Annotated in this window: 19 protein-coding genes and 2 pseudogenes; 17 read left to right on the plus strand and 4 right to left on the minus strand. The window is 40.1% G+C overall.

The window, feature by feature from the left end:
* Nucleotides 1-240: 240 nt before the first annotated feature.
* Nucleotides 241-714 carry a Rha family transcriptional regulator gene (locus tag HYG93_RS16415; RefSeq protein WP_106985519.1) on the plus strand — a complete coding sequence of 158 codons (474 nt, stop codon included), beginning with the start codon at nt 241-243 and terminating at the stop codon, nt 712-714.
* Nucleotides 698-925: a hypothetical protein gene (locus tag HYG93_RS16420; RefSeq protein ID WP_106985520.1), complete on the plus strand. Its 228-nt coding sequence runs from the start codon at nt 698-700 to the stop codon at nt 923-925. Before HYG93_RS16415 ends, HYG93_RS16420 begins: the two co-directional genes overlap by 17 nt.
* Nucleotides 926-1007: 82 nt before the next feature.
* Here HYG93_RS16420 and HYG93_RS19535 read toward each other — a convergent pair.
* Nucleotides 1008-1109 (minus strand): annotated as a pseudogene (locus HYG93_RS19535) (Fic family protein); the annotation flags it as partial.
* 239 nt (nt 1110-1348) lie between these two features.
* Between HYG93_RS19535 and HYG93_RS16425 the strand changes: the two are divergent.
* On the plus strand, nt 1349-1933 hold the full coding sequence (locus tag HYG93_RS16425; protein ID WP_106986719.1) for a TetR/AcrR family transcriptional regulator: 585 nt from the start codon (nt 1349-1351) through the stop codon (nt 1931-1933).
* A gap of 15 nt (nt 1934-1948) precedes the next feature.
* Here the strand turns inward: HYG93_RS16425 and HYG93_RS16430 are convergent, their stop codons facing one another.
* A complete protein-coding gene (locus tag HYG93_RS16430) occupies nt 1949-2305 on the minus strand; it encodes a MarR family winged helix-turn-helix transcriptional regulator (protein ID WP_218646850.1) in 357 nt (118 codons plus the stop codon).
* Between the two features lie 227 nt (nt 2306-2532).
* On the opposite strand from HYG93_RS16430, the gene mhpT reads away from it, so the two are divergent.
* The 10 genes from mhpT to HYG93_RS16480 all read left to right on the plus strand — a co-directional run bounded on the left by mhpT (nt 2533) and on the right by HYG93_RS16480 (nt 16068).
* Complete coding sequence (mhpT, locus tag HYG93_RS16435; RefSeq protein WP_106986717.1) at nt 2533-3750, plus strand: 3-(3-hydroxy-phenyl)propionate transporter MhpT; 1218 nt, start codon at nt 2533-2535, stop codon at nt 3748-3750.
* Nucleotides 3751-3820: 70 nt separating this feature from the next.
* On the plus strand, nt 3821-5890 hold the full coding sequence (locus HYG93_RS16440) for a 3-hydroxyacyl-CoA dehydrogenase NAD-binding domain-containing protein (protein WP_162368826.1): 2070 nt from the start codon (nt 3821-3823) through the stop codon (nt 5888-5890).
* 72 nt (nt 5891-5962) lie between these two features.
* Entirely contained in the window at nt 5963-7618 is a 1656-nt protein-coding gene (locus tag HYG93_RS16445) for a long-chain-fatty-acid--CoA ligase (RefSeq protein ID WP_178962690.1), read from the plus strand.
* Nucleotides 7615-9405 carry an acyl-CoA dehydrogenase gene (locus HYG93_RS16450; RefSeq protein WP_106986714.1) on the plus strand — a complete coding sequence of 597 codons (1791 nt, stop codon included), beginning with the start codon at nt 7615-7617 and terminating at the stop codon, nt 9403-9405. The genes HYG93_RS16445 and HYG93_RS16450 overlap by 4 nt, the downstream gene beginning before the upstream one ends.
* A 3-nt stretch (nt 9406-9408) precedes the next feature.
* Nucleotides 9409-9813 carry a PaaI family thioesterase gene (locus HYG93_RS16455; RefSeq protein WP_106986713.1) on the plus strand — a complete coding sequence of 135 codons (405 nt, stop codon included), beginning with the start codon at nt 9409-9411 and terminating at the stop codon, nt 9811-9813.
* Between the two features lie 215 nt (nt 9814-10028).
* Nucleotides 10029-11291 (plus strand): OprD family outer membrane porin, encoded by a 1263-nt coding sequence (locus HYG93_RS16460; protein ID WP_162368827.1) that lies wholly within the window; start codon nt 10029-10031, stop codon nt 11289-11291.
* A gap of 361 nt (nt 11292-11652) precedes the next feature.
* Nucleotides 11653-13785 carry a TonB-dependent siderophore receptor gene (locus HYG93_RS16465; protein WP_178962691.1) on the plus strand — a complete coding sequence of 711 codons (2133 nt, stop codon included), beginning with the start codon at nt 11653-11655 and terminating at the stop codon, nt 13783-13785.
* A gap of 119 nt (nt 13786-13904) precedes the next feature.
* The gene (locus HYG93_RS16470) at nt 13905-14192 is read left to right on the plus strand and encodes a hypothetical protein (protein ID WP_117006442.1); all 288 of its coding nucleotides are present in this window, start codon (nt 13905-13907) and stop codon (nt 14190-14192) included.
* Nucleotides 14158-14448, plus strand: coding sequence for a hypothetical protein (locus tag HYG93_RS16475; RefSeq protein ID WP_117006443.1), 291 nt, complete (start codon nt 14158-14160; stop codon nt 14446-14448). Before HYG93_RS16470 ends, HYG93_RS16475 begins: the two co-directional genes overlap by 35 nt.
* A 6-nt stretch (nt 14449-14454) precedes the next feature.
* The gene (locus HYG93_RS16480) at nt 14455-16068 is read left to right on the plus strand and encodes a PepSY-associated TM helix domain-containing protein (protein WP_178962692.1); all 1614 of its coding nucleotides are present in this window, start codon (nt 14455-14457) and stop codon (nt 16066-16068) included.
* Nucleotides 16069-16631: 563 nt separating this feature from the next.
* On the opposite strand, the pseudogene HYG93_RS16485 reads toward HYG93_RS16480, so the two are convergent.
* A pseudogene (locus HYG93_RS16485) lies at nt 16632-17048 on the minus strand (guanosine-3',5'-bis(diphosphate) 3'-pyrophosphohydrolase); the annotation flags it as partial.
* A 663-nt stretch (nt 17049-17711) separates the two neighbouring features.
* Nucleotides 17712-17906, minus strand: coding sequence for a hypothetical protein (locus HYG93_RS16490; RefSeq protein ID WP_106984439.1), 195 nt, complete (start codon nt 17904-17906; stop codon nt 17712-17714).
* Between the two features lie 585 nt (nt 17907-18491).
* On the opposite strand from HYG93_RS16490, the gene sbmA reads away from it, so the two are divergent.
* The 4 genes from sbmA to HYG93_RS16510 all read left to right on the plus strand — a co-directional run bounded on the left by sbmA (nt 18492) and on the right by HYG93_RS16510 (nt 22101).
* Nucleotides 18492-19688 (plus strand): peptide antibiotic transporter SbmA, encoded by a 1197-nt coding sequence (gene sbmA / locus HYG93_RS16495; protein ID WP_106984440.1) that lies wholly within the window; start codon nt 18492-18494, stop codon nt 19686-19688.
* Between the two features lie 316 nt (nt 19689-20004).
* Nucleotides 20005-20958 (plus strand): hypothetical protein, encoded by a 954-nt coding sequence (locus HYG93_RS16500; protein ID WP_106984441.1) that lies wholly within the window; start codon nt 20005-20007, stop codon nt 20956-20958.
* A gap of 89 nt (nt 20959-21047) precedes the next feature.
* The gene (locus HYG93_RS16505) at nt 21048-21563 is read left to right on the plus strand and encodes a hypothetical protein (protein ID WP_106984442.1); all 516 of its coding nucleotides are present in this window, start codon (nt 21048-21050) and stop codon (nt 21561-21563) included.
* A gap of 145 nt (nt 21564-21708) precedes the next feature.
* The gene (locus HYG93_RS16510; protein ID WP_178962693.1) at nt 21709-22101 is read left to right on the plus strand and encodes a lysozyme inhibitor LprI family protein; all 393 of its coding nucleotides are present in this window, start codon (nt 21709-21711) and stop codon (nt 22099-22101) included.
* Nucleotides 22102-22171: the final 70 nt, after the last annotated feature.

Consider the following 22171-nt stretch of genomic DNA (forward strand, 5'->3'; position numbering starts at 1 on the left):
TTAGCAACAGGAGGTGTTGCTGAATATATATCCATGTTCATGGATTAAGTCCCCACTTGTTTTTAGGTGGGAACTAAATTAAGGCTTATAGGATCGCTTGGTAAGGCTGTGTTAGCCGGATGCTTACCGTCCTATTAAAATGGGTGAAAGCAAACAAAGCCCTATTTTTTTCGATTATGCCGAGCTTATGCAATGGCATGAAGCACAAAAAATGAAAGTAATGGAACAGGAGGTTTTAGGATGAAACCAACTATTTCAAGCCTTAAATTCGCTCAAGATTTTGGGATTTGTCATTCTGACTTAATGAAAAAAATCAGAAACTTTAATTGTTCGGAGGATTTCACTAAACGAAATTTTTTGCTCAGTACTTATAAAGACTCGACAGGTCGAACGCTTGATTATTTTGAGATTACTCAACAAGGATTTACTTTCCTGATCTCTCATACAGAATGGCGAATTAATGATCAATGTATTGAAATATACACTCGTGTGTTTGAAGAAATGGCACAGAAAATTTCCTATGAAGAACAATCGCTCTATACGTTGCTAAATAAAGCGACTTTGGAATATATGTTGGTAGATCAAGGGGCAAGTAATGCCGGAAGAAATCTGCAATATTTAGGAAAAGTTGCCAAGCCATTACTAAGGAAAAGCATCTTAAAAATTATGGACCAGCTTCAATTGAAGTTGCCATTCAATGATGAAGGTGAATAAGGGGGACAAAATAACAGTACATCGTGAAGCCCCGAGCCTAGAACAGCCTAAAGAAATTTTAGAAAATTGTATAAGACTTAATCCACAAGACGGCGCATTTATGCGCCTCTCTGTCATTGAATCAAATGAAAGCCCTAAACAGCATATTCATATTGATGAAACAGCTGTTGAGATAGGTGATTTTAAATACGAAAACATAAATAGCCACTAATATTTAGACAATATTTGCTGAATATAAATATTTGTTTAAACCTAAATATTGATCCTTTGCACATGCTATTGAACAAACTTTGCTAAGTCACGAATACAACCTGATAGGGTATAAATCCTTCTAATACAGCTTTGAAAATTAATTGAATAAAAGCTTTAGTTTTGCCATAAGCCATACATTCCTCACTAAAATTCAAAGAAACCTAAATTTTTAGTAATTTAAGGCTTTTATATTGTTCATTTATTGTTGGAGATAGATGTTTATAAGGCTGAGCTTTATGGGAATCACGAGAACTGATTAATTTCAGGCAATAAAAACAAATGTATGTCGTCAATCAATATTGACATTTTATGATGTTCTTAATCATGATAGGGCGATATCAATTTATATAAAATTTATTGATTCGTACTGAGTTGAAATCCTATGACCATATCCCGCCACGAAAAGATCTTTTTGCTCAAACAGAAGATTTTAGAAGTGACCGAACAGCTACTGCTCGAAAATAATCAGGATATTGTAGTTGGGGAATTAGCAGAAGAATTAGACATTGCGAAGGGCACCATTTATAAATATTTTAAATGTAAAAACCAGCTCTATCTCGAATTGCTCATTTTGAATGAAACGCGACTCTTGGAGATCGCTCAAAAATTTAAAACGGATGTGCAAGAGGGAATTAGACAGTTCATGCTCTATCATCTGATGAATTCAAATCGAACTGTATTACTGCATAGTATTGAAGAGCGAATTACCAGTCAGGAAAGAGGAATAAAAAATAAGTTTGAGCAACTGTACGAAGTTCGAGAAAAAAGAATAGTCGAGGTTAAAGATATTACGGTCGAATATCTAATTTCTCGCAATTGTGCGATTAGCCTGCGTGATTATCTTTCTTATGTTTGGACCATCACACATGGTGCCTGCCTGTTGTTAAGTTCAACTTATTATCAAAAATCTATTGGCGAACGTCAGAATTTAATAAATTTTTATATAAAACAAGCTATTAATTTATAGCTTGTACTTTCAGTATTAACTCTCTGGCCAATCTAATTCCAATATACGTCTGAGCTGTTTAACGTTGTCCTCACCCAAATGTTTTGCGAGTTCTTGCTCGGCTTGATGAATTTCTGCCAATGCAACATCCGACATTTCTTTACCGTTCGTCGAAAACTTAACCATTTTGATGCGTTTGTCATTTGGACTATCAATAACTTCTAAGAACTTAGAATTAAGACCTTCAGCGACTAACTGATGCACCGCTTGGCGGGAAATTTTTAAGCGACGAGCCAATTCAGACATTGGCACAGGTGTTTCGCCAAGATAACTATAAAGCCTCGCCATCGATGGTGTTACGTAGCCATAACCATTTTTTTCTGCATTTTTCATTAAATGGTCTTCGATCCATTCAAGGCGAGATCGAAGCAAAGTTCTTAGAGATTTCACGGCTTATACATGGCTAAAAATGAGCTCTCAATATAAGCAATATGATTTTTTTTTTCCATTTTTATCTACGACTTTTTTCTAATTCTTAAAACGTCAAGTATGCTTGACAATATAGCCATATCAAATTAGTTTGTTTTTGCTAGGAACGCAAAACAAGAAGGGTACGTTGTATGGAACAACAACAAAATACACAGCGTAATGCTGTGATGACGATTTTAATCTGCTTTCTGATCGCCTTGATTGAGGGGATTGATTTGCAGTCTGCAGGTGTTGCTGCTGCAGGTGTTAGCGCACATTTTGGTTTAGATAAATCAAGTCTGGGCTTATTTTTTAGTGCTGCAATTTTAGGCTTATTGCCTGGTGGTTTAATTGGTGGTCGATTAGGGGACCGCATTGGCCGTAAAAAAGTGCTGATCATTGCTGTTGCATTATTTGGTTTATTTTCAATTCTCACCGCTTGGGTAACGTCATACTCAGGGCTGTTATTTGCACGCTTTATGACAGGCTTAGGGTTGGGCGCTGCATTGCCAAATTTAGTGGCATTGGCTTCTGAATCAGTGAGTGATAAAGCACGTGGACGTGCAATTTCATTGATGTATTGCGGTATGCCAATTGGTGGTATTGCAGTATCACTACTTGCGAGTACGCAATTGGCTGCAGACTGGAAAGTCATTTTTTATGTGGGTGGTGTTTTACCTTTGATGGTCATTCCGCTCATGATGGCATTCTTGCCTGAATCACGTGCATTTCTTGCAACGCAGCAAAGTGCTGATACCGCTCAGAAAAGCAAATTCAGCGATTTGTTTAACCAGTATTTCCGCATGCCAACAATCCTACTTTGGGTGGGTTATTTCTTCACCATGATGGTGGTGTACATGCTACTCAACTGGTTGCCGTCATTACTTATGGAGCTCGGGTTCCAGAAAAAAGATGCAACCATGGTGCAAATGTTCTTCTCGGTGGGCGCTTTTGTCGGAACGATCGTACTGGGCTTGCTGGTTGACCATTGGAAAATGAAAAACGTCATTTTGCTGATGTATAGCGGCATCATTTTAGGTTTGATCGCGCTGAACAGTTTTAGCACCGTAAATGCGATGTATTTTGCTGGTGCATTGGTGGGTTGTTTCACGATTGGTGGACAGATGGTGCTGTATGCATTAGGCAGTCAGGTTTATCCAACTCAAATGCGTGGTACAGGTGTAGGGACAGCAATGACTGTTGGTCGTTTTGGCGCGATGGCAGGTCCTGCAGTTGCGGGTCAATTCCTTGCAATGGGGAATGGCGCAACGGGTCTGATTGCGACCTGTATTCCGGGCATTATTATCGCAGCTGTTCTGATTCTGATCTTACTGGGCACAATGCAAAAACGTGCTCAAGTACAAGCATAAAACAATTTTGTAGTGCAAATTTTAACTGATTTGCACTGCATTTATTCAACTGAAAAAATGGAAGATGAGCATGGGTTCTGTAAATCACATTCTGATTGAAACACACGGCAATGTGGCTGTAGTGAATTTTCAAACTGAAAAATTAAATGTACTTTCACATACATTACGCTCAGATCTCTATCAGGCAATTGAGCAATTGTTAGCAGATGATCACGTTAAATCTATCGTCCTAGCAGGTTCAGCGAAAGTATTTAGCGCAGGTGCAGATATTGCAGAGTTCTCAGCAGGAACTCATCTTAACTTTCCATCATTACATGATTTAATTCATCAGATTTCAGATGCCCAAAAGCCGATTGTGGCTGCAGTTTCTGGTACTGCGTTGGGCGGTGGTTTAGAGTTAGCTTTGGCTTGTCAGCACCGTGTGGTACATGCAAAAGCACAACTGGCTTTGCCTGAAGTGCACTTGGGTTTATTACCAGGTGCGGCAGGTACACAACTGTTACCACGTTATATTGGTGCAGCATTGGCTTTAGACGCTATTTTAACAGCGAAACCTTTAAAACTCGCGACACTAACTGACTCAGCACTCATTGATGTATTGACGGAAACTGATGCTAAACAAGCAGCAGTTGAATTTGCTCAGACATTAACAAATTCGACACATATCAAGCATCAAAACTTAGAACTCACAGAAGAACTACAGGCCTTATTGCAAGCAAAACGTGATGCTTTAGGGAATAAGCCACAACATGTGGTGCAGCACGCTATTCTCTCAGCGGTTGAAGCTGCATTAACTTTAGACTTTTTCGCAGGTTTTGACAAAGAACAGGCTTTGTTCCAAGAACTGACATCCTCGGATGTTTCTAAAAGCTTGCGTCATGCATTTTTTGCAGAGCGTGAAGCAAAACATATTCCAGATTTAGATGTGGCTGTACAAGCCAAAGCCATTGAACGTGTAGCTGTGATTGGTGCAGGGACTATGGGCAGTGGTATTGCCATTTGCTTCTTGCAAGCAGGTTTTCCTGTGACCCTCATTGAAAATCAGCAAGCGGGATTAGACCGAGGTTTAGCATTGATTGCTAAACACTTTGCAGGACAAGTGGCTAAAGGTCGTTTGACTGAAGAAAAAGCCACAGCGATTCAAGCGAATCTTGCAACCAGCCTAGAATATTCTGCACTTGCAACGGTGGATTTAGCCGTGGAAGCGGTGTTTGAAGATTGGGATGTAAAAACTTCTGTGCTCAAGCACATGGATACCCATTTACCAGCACATGCGGTTTTGGCAAGTAATACCTCTACTTTGGATTTGAATCAACTTGCGGCGCAAACCTCTCGTCCTGAATCTGTGGTGGGCTTACATTTCTTTAGTCCTGCGCAAATTATGCCACTTCTCGAAATTGTCCGCACAGACAGCACAGACCAAGCCACTTTAAAAACCGCTTTAGAAATTGGCAAACGTCTGAAAAAAACTGCAGTGGTTGCAGGAGTGTGTGACGGCTTTATTGGCAACCGTATGTTAAATGCCTATTTGCGCATTGCAGGACTACTCATTGATGCAGGTGCATCGCCGTATCAAATTGACCGCGCTTTGGAAAATTGGGGTATGGCAATGGGGCCATTCCGCATGTGTGACATGGCAGGTAATGACATTGATTACATGATTCGTAAGCATCAGTTGAAGCTTAATCCAACGAAGAAATTCTCAGGCTTTGCCGACCAGTTATTTGAGCTGAAACGTTTTGGTCAAAAAACACAAAAAGGTTGGTATGACTATAGCCAAGGCAACCGCCGTGGGGATGTCGATGCTGAAGTCATTGCATTGATTGATGCCTACCGTGCAGAAAAAGGCATTCAAGCACAACAGTTTAGCGATGAAGAAATTGTCGCGCGTTGCATCTACGCCTTAGCCAATGAAGGCTTCCGTTTACTCGAAGAAGGAATTGCACTCCGCCAGTCAGATATTGATGTGGTGTATTTGGCAGGGTATGGCTTCCCGCGCTGGCGTGGTGGTCCAATGTTCTACGCGACAGAACAGGGTCTCGACACAATGAGTTTGAACATGCAGCAATTTGCTCAAGACCCAACAACAGATGCGTCTTTTTGGCAAGTACCCGCATTGTTAGCACAATCAGTAGCTTAATTCGCGACGTTATAAAAATATAAATTTGGTGACCCAGTTGGGCACATGACTGGGCACTCAGAGGGTTAAATCATGAGTACATTACATTTTGAACATTGGCCACGCCATCTTTCTAAAAACTTGTCGTATCCACAGACAGGTTTATATGAACATTTGGCAACCAATGCACAGCGCTATCCAGATAAAGTGGCAGTGAATTATTACGGTAGCCAAGTGAACTATGCAGAACTGAATGCACGCGTGGAACGTTTTGCGGATTATCTGCAAGCCCAAGCCAATGTTCAGGCGGGTGACCGTGTTGTGATCAGCATGCAAAACAGCGTGTCATTTATTATTGCCTATTATGCAATTTTGCGTTGTGACGCGGTGGTGGTGCCTGTCAATCCAATGAACAAAGCTTTGGAACTGGAATGGTATGTATCCGATACAGAGTCAAAAGTTGCTGTGGTCGGTTCTGAACTTGTGGCCGAGTTTGAAACTTTATTGGGTAAAACCTGTTTAGGAAAAATTATTGCAGCACGTTATGGTGATGATATTTTCACGCCGACCAGCTTTGTAATACCTGAAACAGTGATTCAAGCACCTGCAGTTGCTGAAACTGAATATGTAACCGACATGCGAACTGCTTTACAGCATTCAGCAATTGAAACGCAAGCTGTTCGAGCAGGTGAGGATTTAGCCGTTATTTTATATACATCGGGTACAACAGCACATCCAAAGGGGTGCATGCTGAGTCATCGTGCTTTGGTTGCGCAAATTTTGACGCAAATCAATTGGAGCCCGTGGAACAACACAGCAAAAGTATTGTCTGTCACGCCATTCTTCCATGTTACAGGCATGGTGAATGCCATGTGCTTGCCGATTTGGCTCGGTGCAACATCCTTCCTGATGACTCGTTGGGATCGCCTTTGTGCTGCACAAGTGGTCGATTTACATGGCCTAACACATTGGTGCTGTATTCCAACCATGGTGGTGGATCTGCTGGCAATGCCAGATGTGAATAAATTCAATTTTAAATCCTTTACCCACGTTTATGGTGGCGGTACAGGTATGCCACATGCGATTGCCCAAGACTTTGAAACACTTACAGGTATTGAGTTTATTGAAGGCTGGGGCATGACTGAAATGGCAGCTGGTGTGCATCTCAATCCTTATGGCCGTGGTAAGCGCCAATGTTTAGGTGTGCCACTGTTTGATGTAGACACCCGTGTGATTGACCCAGAAACAGGTACAGAACTAGGCATTCGCCAAAACGGTGAAATTATTTCGACTAGCCCATGTTTATTCAGCGGTTATTGGAAAAATCCCGAAGCGACCGAAGCTTCTTTTATTGAACATGATGGCAAACGCTTCTTTAAAACAGGTGATGTTGGTTATTTCGATGAAGAAGGCTACTTCTTTATGGCTGACCGCTTAAAACGCATGATCAATGTGTCGGGCTACAAAGTTTGGCCATCTGAAGTCGAAAGCATTTTGTATCAAAACACTAAAGTTTTAGAAAACTGCATTATCCCATGCAATAAAAATGACCGTGGCGAAAGTGTAAAAGCCATTGTGGTGTTAAAAGCCAATCAAATGATGACTGAAGACGAATTAAGACAGTGGTGCCGAGACAATATGTCGGCCTACAAAGTGCCGAAAGTGGTGGAGTTCGCATCAGAACTGCCAAAAACGGCAAGCGGAAAAATTAACTGGCGTTTACTGCAAGACAAGGAAATGAGCGCATGAATAGCTACAAAGCCCCTCTCAATGATCTAAGCTTTATCTTTAATCATTTATTAGATCAAGAGCAATTGGCTCAGCTTCCGGGTTTAGAGGACTTAGGCGTAGATCTATATGAATCTATTTTGGATGAAGCAGGTAAATTTGCCACCAATGTACTGGATCCGATCAATGCCAGCGGTGACCGTGAAGGTTTAAAAATAGCTGATGGCGTGGTGACAACACCAAAAGGCTTTAAAGAAGCGTATGCGCAGTACACGCAAGCAGGCTGGAACAATATTTCCTTAGAGCCTGAATTTGGCGGACAAGGCTTACCTTATATTTTGTCGACTGCAGTCAATGAAATCATGATGTCTGCGAACAAATCATTTGTGATGTGTTCTGGTTTAACCATTGGCGCGATTGAAGCAATTAGCCATGCAGGTTCTGATGAGTTAAAGCAAAAGTACTTGCCTAAGCTGGTTTCTGGCGAATGGGGCGGCACCATGAACCTGACTGAGCCAGGTGCAGGTTCAGATGTGGGTGCTTTAAAAACGAAGGCAATTGATCAAGGTGATGGGACATACCGTATTAGCGGTCAAAAAATCTTTATCACGTTTGGTGAGCATGACTTTACTGACAACATCATTCATTTAGTGTTGGCACGTTTGCCAGATGCACCTGAAGGCGTGCGCGGTATTTCATTGTTCCTTGTACCGAAGTTTTTAGTCAATGATGACGGTTCATTGGGCGAGCGTAACGATGTACGCTGCGTGTCGATTGAACATAAGTTGGGTATTCATGCCAGCCCAACCTGTGTGATGGCTTATGGCGATAACGAAGGCGCTTTGGGTTACCTCGTGGGCGAGAAAAACAAAGGCTTAATGGCGATGTTCGTGATGATGAACATGGCGCGTTTAACTGTAGGCATGGAAGGTGTTGCTTTAACAGAGCGTTCTTACCAAGCTGCTTTAGATTATGCCCGTGAACGTGTGCAAGGTGCAGATGTCGAAACAGGCAAACAAGTTGCCATTATTGAACATGCAGACGTGCGCCGTCAGTTGCTTAGCATGAAATCCAATGTTGAAGCGATGCGTGCATTGTCATTGTTTATTGCTCAAGCTCAAGATATCAGCTTCCGCCATAGCGATGCAGACGTGCGTAAGCATAATCAAGGCTTGGTTGATTTACTGATTCCTGTATTTAAAGCATGGGCAACAGAAACAGCATTAAAAACGACGACTACAGGTATTCAAGTACATGGCGGTATCGGCTTTATTGAAGAAACTGGCGTGGCGCAATATTTACGTGATGCTGTGATCAGTGTGATTTATGAAGGCACAACTGCGATTCAAGCAGCAGACTTAGTCGGTCGTAAAGTGGTGAAAGACCAAGGCGAAAACTTAAGTGTGCTGATTGGCCTGATGAAAGAGACATTGGCACAAGTTCAAGCCAATGCTGAGCTTGCAGATGTGGCCAAAGCGTTTGCAGATGCTATCGAAATTCTGTCTGAAAATAGCCAGCAAATAGCCGCTCAGTTCTTGCAATCGACTAAGCAAGCACTGTCTGTTTCTGTACCGTATCTAATGCTCGTGGGTAATGTCGTGGGTGCATGGCAATTGGCACAAAGTGCAGCCAAAGCTTCTGAATTGCTCGCAGCAGGCGACAGCAATGTGAACTTCTTAAAAGGCAAAATTCAAACCGCGCGTTTCTATCACAGCATGGTATTACCAGAAATTCATGGTTTGGCGTACAGCGTAAAACATGCGGGGACTGCTGTGACCGCATTTGATAATGCTTACTTTGGTGAATAAGTCATGAGTTTTGATGTACAAGCTTTTTTAGATCAAATGCAAGCGCCACCGATCCACATCTTTTTGGGTGGAAAGGTGGAGCAGGTTGAGCATGAAAATGGCTGGAAAGCCCGTATCAGCTACCAACCACGTGCTGAATTTGCCAACCCGATGGGGCATGTGCAAGGCGGCATGCTGTGTTCCATGCTGGACGATGCCATGGGGCTGTTTGCGATTATTGCGCAAGAAGGCCAGCCATCGGCAACAGTCACCATGAATGTTTCATTCTTACGTCCATGCAATATTGCACCTGTTGAGGTGGAAGTGTACTTCGTGCGCCAAGGCCGCCGTATTTCAAATATTGAAAGTGTGGCTTATCAAAACGGTAAAGAAGTGGGTAAAGCCAGCGCTGCATTTACCCTCGTGTAATGGAGTTTTGGAGTATTCATTTTAGATGGGTACTCCATTTTTTGCGCATCAGGATGATGTTTTATAGGGGTTCTATGGAGAGTTTAATGAAAAATTATAGCGCACGTTAATGCATTGCCGTGAGGCAGTTCTAACTTTATATCACTCATTTTTATCACTGTTTCTATTGATTATTCATCAATGGAATAGAGGTTTTTTGTCTTAGGGAAATGACAATGAAAACATTCGTACTATCTACTTTATGTATAGCAACAACATTACCAAGCTTGTGTTTTGCGGACTTTGTAAAAGACCGGTCTGTCACGTTGACGGCACGTAATTTTTATTTGGATCGTAATTTTACTGAGCCTAATGCAGCCGCACCTGCAGCCAAACAATGGGTACAAGGTTTTATTTTAAATGCCAAATCAGGTTTTACCGAAGGCACGGTGGGTTTTGGTGTTGATCTCTATGCAGGGGTGGGCATTAACTTGTGGGGCGATAAAGACTATGCACCAGGTGTAGTGGGGCTTTCACCGCTCAAAGACAATGGCGATCCTGTAGATACATGGGCAGAAGCGAGCTTAACAGCCAAGGCAAAAATTTCTGAAACTGAAGTAAAAGTGGGCACATTACAGCCACTGAATCCAGTCATTGTTGGTTCGCCAGCCCGCTTATTACCTCAGCAGTACCGAGGTGTCGCGGTTGAATCAAAAGATGTAGACAACATTAAAGTGGAAGCGGGTTATGTGAACCGCGTGAATCATCGAAACTCGACTGATTGGGAAAAGATTCGCTTATCAGGCGCTAATATGAAATACAAGTCCGTCGAAACAGATGGCTTATATTATGTGGGTGGTTATTATTATTTAAGACCTGAAACAACCTTTGCTTTATACACTGCAAATTTAGTGGATGTGTATGATCAATATACATTTTGGGTACGCAATACACATCATTTTAATGAACGGGTAAATCTGTTTACCGACTTCCGTTATTTCCGTACGGTGGAATCAGGTGCGGAGCTGGCAGGCGAGGTCGATAGTCATCATGGCAATATCGTATTGGCACTCGGCGTGGATAACCATAAATTTACCACGGGCTATATTCATAACTCGGGCGATACAGGTTTTCCATATTTAAGTGGTGGTGAGGCCAATACCTATATTGATGCGTGGGCAACGGACTTTTTAAACCCGAATGAAAAAGCATGGTCTGTGCGTTATGACTATGATTTTAAAAATCAGGTTCCTGGTTTAAAACTTATGACGCGCTATACCAAAGGCACAGACATTAAGCTTGAAAACCTAAAACCGGGCGAAACATTGGAAGAGCGAAAGTTTGGTATCGAGTTGAGCTATCAATTGCAAAGTACCAAATTAAAAGGCTTATTTATTCGTTTACGTCATGAAGATTATAAAAATGACTTTGGCCCTAAAGCGACATTCCAGCCAGCGAAAGAGCAACGTGTAAATATTGATTATACGTGGAAGTTTTAATTAATTTGAATTATCGAGAAGAATTGACGGGTACTTTAGAGTCTCCTCAATTCTTCGCTTTTGATCGAGCGATTATAATTAGTAATAATTTTTCTGCTGTTATAACTCCTTATGTTTTTTATTTAATTAAGTTTAAATAAATTAAATACTTATTATATTTTCTTAGCATATTAAGTAGCACTTAAGCACTGATTAAGTCGCGTTAAAACCTTAAAAATAAATTGATGTTGTTGCTTCAAACTCGCTTGCCATAAAGCTATATAAATAAAACTAAAATAAAATATTAAATAATAATGTAAATGAGAATTGTTATTATTATGATATAGTCACCTCTTGCAATTATTAAAATTTAAATTGTTGAATGAGGGGTTTGACTGTGGAACGTAAGATATTAATTTTAGCTTTGCTTGCTTGTCCGTGTTTTGTTGTGGCTGCAGAAGCTGAAAGCTTCTCCATGCCAACTATTGTGGTGAAAGCAGATTCACAAGAAACAGATGTCACGGGCAAATTAAAAAGAAAAGCGACACTTAATATTTTGGGTGAAAAAGATATTTTAGATACGCCCTTTACGATTCGTAACTACAGCCAACAAGCCATAGAAGACGCACATGCACATACCATTATGGATGTGCTGAAAATTGATCCAAGTATTCGTACCACAACCAACAGTGGACATTTAAACGAAAACTTTAATATTCGAGGTTTTAATGTCAATTGGGATGACCTGAATTTAAACGGCGCTTATGGTATGGCACCATCTGGTCGAGTATCTACCGATATTTTAGGTTCAGTCACTGTTTTAAAAGGCCCTAATGCCTTAGTCGCTGGTATGGCGCCGGGTGGTAGTGTGGGCGGTGTCGTTATTGCCAATACCAAGCGTGCAGATAAAGAATTGACTCGTGTTACAGCAAATTTTGAAGAAGAAGGATTTTATAAATCAGGCTTTGATGTTGCACGCCGATTTGGACAAGATCAAGAATTTGGTGCACGTTTAAGTGCGAACTATGGTCAAGGTGAACATATTGTTAATGGCCTTGAAGATGAAACTATTTCAGCTGTTATGGGCCTAGATTGGACTACAGATCGAGCAAAAATCAATTTAGATGCATATACCACGAATGATGATCGAAAGGGTGGTTCACCAGCAATGGTGCAATTTACAACGACTTCAACAGTACTCGATGCACCTGATGGACGTACAAATTACTTTCCAAATATCTGGGGTAAACAATCGGCCAATTATGTCGGCTTATCTGGGGAATATAAGTTACTGGATAATCTAAAAGTGATTGCAGGTGTGGGTACGGCAGAACAAAAATACCAAGGGCATTTATTTGGCACACGTCTACAAAAACTCAATAATAAGGGTGATGCTGAAGCCTATTATTTCCATGTGAAAATGAACCAACGTAATACTGCAGCCAACTTAGGCTTGGAAGGTGCATTTAACACAGGGTCTGTGAAACATGTTGTGGGTTTAAGAGCAGATTATTTGCATAGAGATACCAATATGCATAGTACAGCAGGTCAAAATACCTTCTTGACCAATTTATATAACCCTAGCAAAGACGGTGTAATGCCAGCTGAGCCAGCAATTTCTCAAACAGCCGATAATGATTACATTAGCTATTCATTGACCGATCAAATTTCGATGTTGGATGACAAACTACAATTTATTTTGGGCGCACGTTATCAAGACATCGATATTAAAAATCCAACAAAACCAGCAAATAATTATAGTTCAGACAAAGTTTCTCCAAGCTTAGGGGTTGTGGTTAAACCTTGGGGTGAAGATATTTCTTTATATGCAAGTTATGTTGAAGGTCTTTCTCAAGGCAATACTGTTAACAGCACTATTGATGCCAATAATGGTAAAACTTTTGCACCTTTCGAGACAAAACAATATGAAGTGGGTGCAAAATATCAGCATGGTTCATGGCTACACACTTTAGCCGCTTATCAAATTGAGAAGCCAAGTACACTAACATCTCCATATTCTGATCCAAGTAATTCAACCATCACTCAGATTACAACGGATGGTGCTGAAACTACTTCTAAAGGCGTGGAATATGGCTTCTCAGGTAATGTGACGGATGATGTGATTATTTGGGGTAACCTTGCATATATTGATGTGAAATACACCAAAAATACCACGGCAAATATTGTAGGCAAAACAGTTGAAGGTCAGCCTGAGTTTACAGCAGGTCTGGGTGTGGAATACAAACTCCCTGTGGATGGTTTAAGTATCAATGCACGTGGCAACTATGTAGATAATCAATATCTAAATAATACCAATACCCTAGAGTTACCAGACTATGCCTTGCTTGATGTAGGTGCAAAATATAAAACCAATATTGGTGGTGTAGACACGACTTTCCGTGCCAATGTCGATAATGTGACGAATGAAAAATATTGGGCGGGTGTATTTAACAGCGGATACACAACTATTGGTTCAGGCCGTACCTATAAGCTTGGTGTAAGTTTCGACTTCTAATTTAAGCCTTTAGGGTTTATTAAAATTGGCATGAGACAGTCCCCTCAAGTGGCTGTCTCATGTCTATATCAACCCTTACTGTTTTGACATCACTCGTTCTCTCCATAGGGTTTAGATCCATGAAAATCCTTGCTGTCATTCTCTGTATGATGGGGTGCTTGTTATTGTATTTCAGCCATCGCCATCAAAACCTACTTCAGCAGACGCTGGGCAAACGTTATGTATATGTAGGTTTCTGCTTCATCATCATTTCGCTCATCTTTCTGTTGATGTCTGTGCCTAAGCTGGTTGCCGTGTATATGTGGCTCATGACGCTACTGGTGGCTTGGTCATTAATTCCTTTTGTGGCTTTATTTAAGAAAAATACTTCAAATGAAATTTCTCATTCAACAAAAAATCCAAGCTGATTGGTGGTCGAAAAGCTTTGCAGGCTGGGTTTTAGGTTTAAGCCTATCGATTGCAGGGGCATCTTTTATTACGATTTGGGGACTTCAGCATTTAGACAAAGCCTTAGCGCCACAACTGGGCATGTGGTCTGTACCTTGGCTGTATTTGCCTTTGGTATTTATTGCTTATTTCATTCCCAAAGGTTGGCAAGCTGTTCTAATTTTTAGCGTATTGAATTGTATAGCCTATGGCATTTTATTGGCGCTTCGAGGATAAATCATTGTGAAAGTTCGTACCGATATTATTCGCCATGCCAAAGAATTACATACATGGGTGGGGATTACATCTGGCGTTTTATTATTCATCTGCTTTTTTGCGGGTGGGCTGAGCATGTTTCAACATGAAATCAGTCGATGGGCGACACCACCAGCGCAAAGCTTAAATACTATTGAAACGCATCAATACAATGAATTGGTTGAAAAAGTACAAGCACAGCATCCTGAAACTCTGAAAAGTTTTCAGTTGAATCTCGACTCTAAAGAGTTTCACTATGCGCCAATGCAATGGAAAGCCACAACTGAAGTCAAAAATGATGAGCATAGTATTGATCTGCATCAAAATGCGATGTTGGCAACTTTAGAACAAGATGGAACTTTGCATGTTGAGCGGGAAAACTTATCCAAGTTGGGTTGGCTCATAGAACAACTACATGAAACAGCAGGTATTCCAGGTACTTTGGGCGATCATACCGTTGGTATGTATGTCATGGGCTTTGTTTCGGTTTTGTACTTTTTAGCTTTAATGACAGGTTTAATTGTACTGCTACCTACTTTGGTGAAAGATTATTTTGCCATTCGGGCAGGGAAAAATAAAAAGCGCTTTTGGCTTGATGCCCATAATGTTATTGGTATTACCAGTTTACCTTTTCATATTTTAATCTGCGCGACAGTTATTGCTTTTGCTTATCACGATGTTATTTATGGCGCGATTGGTGGCTTAGTCTCAAAAGATAAGCCTTTATATGCACGTCCACCCGCAATGAAAGTGGTTGAACCTGTCGAGCCCTTAAATGTAGAAAAAATCTTTGCCAATATTCAGCGCCAAGCACCTGAATATCAAATTAGCTCCATCAGCTTTAACAATTTGGATAAACCAGAGAAAGCTTCGGCACGTGTCAATTTATACAGTTCAGAGCAAATGCTGCGTGGCGATCGCTTTGATGTGATGATGTTTAATCCTTATCAAACGCAGCCGTATAGAACCAATAATTTAAATACGCATGCCACCGCGATGGATCAAGTGATACGCTCTATGTTTAGTTTGCATTTTGGTAATTATGGTGGCGACTTGACCCGTTGGCTGTATTTTATCTTTGGGATCGGCGGGGCATTTTTATTTTATTCTGGTAATATTTTATGGATTGAGTCGCGGATTAAACGTCAAAAAAATCCACAACTTGCTCCAGTACAACAACGTAAAGATGTGCGCTTTATTGCAAATTTAAGCATTGGTGCATGTTTGGGCTGTGTGTTTGCGGTTGTGGTTAGTATGGCGATTGGACGCTGGGGCAGTTTGGCGAATTTAGGCTTAGAAAGTATGAACCATCTTCTGGTCTATAGTTATTACCTGATCTTTATTTTCAGCCTGGTCTATAGTTTTATGGTGGGCGCGGCCAAAGCATTACCTGAGTTGTTATTGGCTATTGCTATAGTTTTAAGCTTAGTTGCACCTGTAAGTTTTATAATTAGTTTGATCGCTTCAACCCCTATGACTTTATGGTGGATTGATTTAATCACTATCGTGTTTGCATTGGCATTTTTACGCTTCTATCAACAAGCCAAGATACGACAATACAACGCGGAGGCAGGTGCGATTTGGTCTAAAACGTCGCTGTAATTAGATCAAGCGTTTGCGGATGAGCCGTGAGCGCCCACACAATTGTGAGCATTAAAGAATCGTTACACACCTGTATTTTTATCATCATCCCTTTCTAAATTGTTTGAATGTATATGCTCATACATGCAGTTGAATCAAACCGATTTGAAAGGGAGGGCGGGGTATTTGGCAGTTGATTTTAAGCGCCTGATTTAAACTTTTTTATGCTTTGGCACTAAGGCTTATGGCTCAAGTATAGCCACCTGAAATTGCTCAAATATCTGTTTAAATACAGCATGGTAATGTGCATCCACAAATTGACCATCGAAAAATACGCGATCCGTACAATGAATTAATGCTAAAAAATAAGACAGTTCAGCAGGTTGCTGATGACGCTTACACCAGCTTAAATACTGTGAGGCATCTTCAAATAAAATCCACCATTCTTGAGCTAAGTAGGGAACAGTCTGATCAAACATCAAATTTAACAAATATTGATAGTTTTGTGCTCGTGTTGAATAGTGAAAAGCAGGGTAGTCCGTGCTTGGCTTCAAAGCTTGAATACAACCATAAATTTGATCTGCTTCGAGTAATTGAGCTTTCACAATATTGTATTGTGCGAGTCGGGCAAGGTCTTTGGCTTGAATCGTGCCTAAGCGCGATAAGTTCATATTATCTGCCAGATCGGCTAGTTTCACTTTACATGCCAAAGCATTTTGCTTGGTTCTTTGTGCTGCTATAAAACGGTTCTCATGTGGCTGTTTGGTAAGCGCAAGTAGTGCCTGCAAAATTTCTGGTTCAAAGCCCAATTCAATCAGGTCATTGGTACGGACTGAAGTATCTTCTAATAAGTCATGCATGATGGCGACGGTTTTAGCCTCAGTGCCTTCAACTTGATGCATCACTCGCATTGGATGCTCAATATAAGGTTGGCCCGCTTTATCTACTTGAGTCGCATGGTGTTGTTTTGCCAGTGTAATGGCCAGTTCTAAACTAGAAATATCATCACTCCTGCGTGTGATTCACAAAATAAGTTGTTGCTTGATATGGCTGTTATTCTGTGGTTTTTTAAAAAAAATTAAGCAGATGAAACTTTATGGTTTGAATAAGAGAAAAGCAGAATTTTGTGCTTTCTATTACTAGCAACAGCTTGCTTTATATGCATATTTTAACAGATGGGTTTTATTTTTAAAGCGTGAAGCGACATAGCTTGACGTTTTTATTATTCCCTTGGCCATGGATCAAAGCATATCCATGAAAATGATCTGCTACAGATCATTTGGTGTAATGATGTCAGATAGCGTTTTAGATTTTAAAGAAAATAATAATGATAGAAATAAGAATGTGTCGATGTGAAAGTTTAGACCAATACAAAAAATATAGGCCTGCCAAAATATGGTAATAAGTCATCTGCTTTAATCTTATTTCGCAGTATATAAGAAATATAGATGTATTTTGAGTGACTGATTAATTCTCTAAATCACGCAAAATAACTTGATGTATAACTGGAATGGATTACTAGACCGTAGGGAGAGCTGATAAATCTGTTTAACTCAATCACAAGTTAAATCCTTTTTAGAATGTGGATAAAACGCTGAATGCTGTACCTGAGTGTGTGGAGCTTTGGGGGAAGCTCATGAAAGATACAGCAATACAGTTTTAATTTAAATTTCGCGCCAAATCGTGTTTTGGTCTTTCATTGAAATGGTGAAGTTAAAGTTCGAATCATCAGATACCAATAGGCCTTCAGGTGTATGCATGATCACTTTAAGTACTGTACCTGATTCAAAAATCATTGGGTTACAGTTTTCTTTTTTAAGTGTCACAGGTTTAAGCAATTCAATGACAAGGTTTTCCATATATACCTCCCCGAGTGGTGTTGTATTTTTAATAAGCATAACATAATTTTTATTATTTAACCATTTTTGTAAATATTGAGCGATAGTTCAATAAAATAAAAACAGCTTAATAATTTGGTCATACTTTAATACATAATTGTGATCATTCTTGAGTTATATTTTAAACAATGATTTTATAAAAATATTTTTAGAATTTAATATTTATTGCTATTTTATAGGGGGTTATAAAAATAATCGTTGTAGGCGTATAAATATAATCAAAGAGGCTGGTTTTTAGGTTGCCCATAGCGAAACGAGCTGAGCAAAAACAGATTGTTAGACTATGAAAAGTAAAAAAGGCTTGAATTGAACTGTAGGAAAATAGTTTACTTTGTACTGCTTGCAATGGATGTCTGTTTTTACTTGTAAGGATTGGCTAGATTTATTGGGATATGTAGTCACAAGCAAATACGATGGAACTGAAAATAGACTTAATTTTTACAAACGAATCATCAAAATACTGAAATTATCATAATAAAAATTTGATTTAAGCTTTATGATCAGCCCCTATGCTAAGAGCAATAATAAAAGGAACTTTATTCGCTTATGTTCAAGTCTTTTTTTCCAAATCCAAAATGGTTTTTTGGATCGCTTATTCTGTGGTTTGTCATCAATTTAGCCCTTTGGTATAGCGGTGGCGAAAGCTGGGGAAGTTATCTTGGTTTTGCAGAAGGTTATGCCACCGCAGAGCTTCCAATTGGAATTAGTCGTTTTTGGACAGCCTCATTTTTATGGTTTTATTTATGGTTTTTTATCTCCACTGCGCTATTTGCGCTGTTTTGGAAATGGAAATCAAATAATCCATGGCAGGCTTGGTCTGTTTGGGGATCGGCTTTTATCTTGTTTAACATCTGGTTTGGTGTGCAAATGAGTGTTGTGGTCAATGCATGGTATAACCCATTTTATGACCTGATTCAAAAAATGCTCAGTAGTGGTGGCGGTGATGTTAACCAGCTCTATAGTGGCGTATTGACTTTTTTGTATGTGGCGATGGTGTATGTGACCACAGCTGTATTTAATCTGTTCTTTGTGAGCCATTATGTATTTCGCTGGCGTACTGCAATGAATGATTATTACACAGCACATTGGGAACAGTTACGCCATATTGAAGGGGCATCACAGCGTATTCAAGAAGACACCATGCGTTTTGCCAAAACTGTTGAAAGTTTAGGGGTAAGCTTGGTTGAAGCACTCATGACCCTGTTGGCTTTTTTACCCGTATTGCTGAGTTTATCTTCACATGTGAAAGCATTACCTATTGTAGGTGAAATACCCTACGCCTTGGTGTGGGCTGCGATTTCGTGGGCGGTTTTGGGTACAGTCATTTTAATGTTAGTAGGTTATAAACTGCCTGGCCTTGAGTTTAATAATCAGAAAGTAGAAGCGGCTTACCGTAAAGAATTGGTCTATGGAGAAGACTATGAAAACCGTGCCGATCCACAAACGCTGAAAGAGCTTTTTAGTAAAGTACGCTTTAACTATTTCAGATTATATTTCCATTATGCTTATTTTAATTTAGTGCGTATTTGGTATATGCAGTTAGATAATCTCTATGGTTTATTCGTGTTGTTTCCAAGTATTGCTGCGGGTGCGATTACTTTGGGTTTAATGATGCAGATTAGTAATGTATTTGGCAAAGTACGCGAATCGTTTCAATATTTAATTTCATCGTGGCCCACGATTATTGAATTATTGTCTATTTATAAGCGTTTAAAAGCATTTGAATCGACACTCGATAAATAAGCTTAATTGATTGCATGATAAATTTAGCCTGCTTTACGCGGGATTTTTTTTGAAACGATCTGTTCTAGCTTAAGGTTGGTCGTAAAACGTATACGCAGTAAATGTAGGTCGGCATGTAGAGGATTGAATGTTAATTGAAAAGTTTGAACAGAAGCGTTAGCCAAGTCTATTTTTGTGCTAAAAAGCGTAGGTTATGTCGCTTTTTGGGAATAAAAACAGTACGCCGTTCATATAAAAATAACTTTTAAAACAAATACTTATGATTGAATTTTTAGGCTACTTCGTTTAAATTTAGCGTTCCATCATAAGTGAGTAGATGGCTGTGAAAGCTAAAGCTTTGGTAGTGATTGGTAGTGCAAGTATGCTACTGCATGGTTGCGCCACGATGAATTCTTTGGGAGCAGACCCAATGACGCGTTATACATCTGCAGAGCAGTTTATTACGCAAAATCGTTTAAGCGATCAAGACTACGTATATGCATGGGGACGTGCCAATAAGCAGGCCGAGCCACAATCACTCATACCCCGTGCACAGCTGGCAAAGTATTGCCATGCCAATGGTGGGCATTTTACGCTATTGCACAAAAGTAATTTGGCCAATATCAAAAATACTAAAACTAAAACCAGCTTGAACAATGAGCCTAATGTAAAACAGGCAATTGGTGCGTATCAATGCCAGCAGAGTAATAGCTGGATTGTGTCGATTGAACCTACGGCGGATGTACGTTCAACGCAATATCCCGATGCACGCGCTATTCGCTTAAATGTACAGCTCATGAGTGCCAGCGAAGCCAGACAATTTTATAAAAATACCGGGCTCAGCATAGCCAATACTAAAAAAACACCAGTAGCAACACCCAAAGCCATCGCTACAAAAGCGAGCTTGGTAAAAGAAACGAAGGAAGTTAAAGAGCCAGCAGAGAAAAAAGAAACCTCTGTAGTAGAACCTATCAGAGCGAGTGTTATTGACAGTTCACAGCAACAGCAGATGAAGCTATATGTGGCTGCACGCCGTGATATTAACAGCGGTAAAAATTTAAATAACGCATGTAACAATGCACAGTTGGCTTATAACTACGGCAAACAACAAGGCACCGACGGTACTCGTATTTATACTGAATCTGGCATGCTGGTGGCGCGTTGCTTAACCAGTATTTCAAGCTATAACTCGCGCTTTCCAAATGCTAAAGGACAAGCCAAACGTGTACTACAAAACCTTGCTACAAATTATAATCATCCAGGGGCAAAGCACATGCTGAGTCAAATGTAAGTGACTTGCTTTAAATATTTACAAGAGTAATAACAGCCTAGTTCTGCCAATGTGGTACAACTAGGCTGTTTTCGTTTTGGAGTAAGCACATGGCATTGGTGGTAAATCAAAAAATTAATAAACGCTCTGGTTTAATTTGCTCGGCTATTATGGCCTTTACTATGCTGACGGGCATGCAAGTGGCGAATGCAGGGCAAACTGTAGACCAGTTGAGTCAGTGCTTAGTGAAGTCCACCACAGCTGCAGATAAAACTGCGGTATTGCAATGGACTTTTGTGGCGTTATCGGCGCATCCAGAATTAAAAAAATTTAGTAATGTGAATGAAGAACAGCGTACACAGTTAGATAAAAACTTAGCGCAAACTTTGCAACGAATTTTGACTGAGCAATGCTCTGCGCAAACACAAGCGGTGATTAAAGCTGAAGGCCTTCAGGCGGTAGGTGAAAGTTTTCAAGAGTTAGGCAGTATTACGGGTGAAGAAATTTTAAAAACCCCTGAAGTGAAAGATCAGCTAAAAGGTGTTGTGCGTTATATCGATTTAAATAAATTGGTGACGACATTTTTAACGCCTGAATTGTTTAATAAGTTGGGCGTGATCCGTTAAGTTTACTGCTAAAGCTTAATCTGATTGATTATCTAGTGAGCCACAGTATTTTGAAGTGAGTTTGAAATGCTGTGGTGCCTAAGTTTATATAAAGGCTTTAAGGCTATAAATATTTCAAAATAAAATGAAAAGAATAGAGAGCGCTATGTTCAAGAAAATCATGTTTTCGTTGCTATGTGTTTTTGGTTTTATGCAAATGGGGCAGGCAGGTGAGCGTAATCTAAGTAAGCAATTTAATGGCTGTATGGACAAAGCTGGCGGTGTGACTGCAAGCATGGTGGAGTGCATAGCAGCAGAAACAAAACGGCAAGATGTGCGCTTGAATAAGGCTTATAAAAATTTGATGAATACCTTAAGCGCAACACGTAAAAAAGAGCTACAAGATACACAGCGTTTATGGATGAAGTATCGGGATGCGAACTGTAAGTTTTATTATGATCCTGATGGCGGTTCGATCGTGCGTGTAACGAGTGCTGGCTGTTTTATGGATATGACAGCGCAAAGGGCAGATGAGTTGGAGAATTTTTTAAAGTATTAATGATTAGCTCTCCTGATCCTCACTTGCGCATCGTTTTAAAAGCAATGCTTTAAAACTTGCTCAGGAGAGG

It is taken from the genome of Acinetobacter sp. SwsAc6, from assembly GCF_013391565.1.
GTDB lineage: Bacteria > Pseudomonadota > Gammaproteobacteria > Pseudomonadales > Moraxellaceae > Acinetobacter > Acinetobacter cumulans.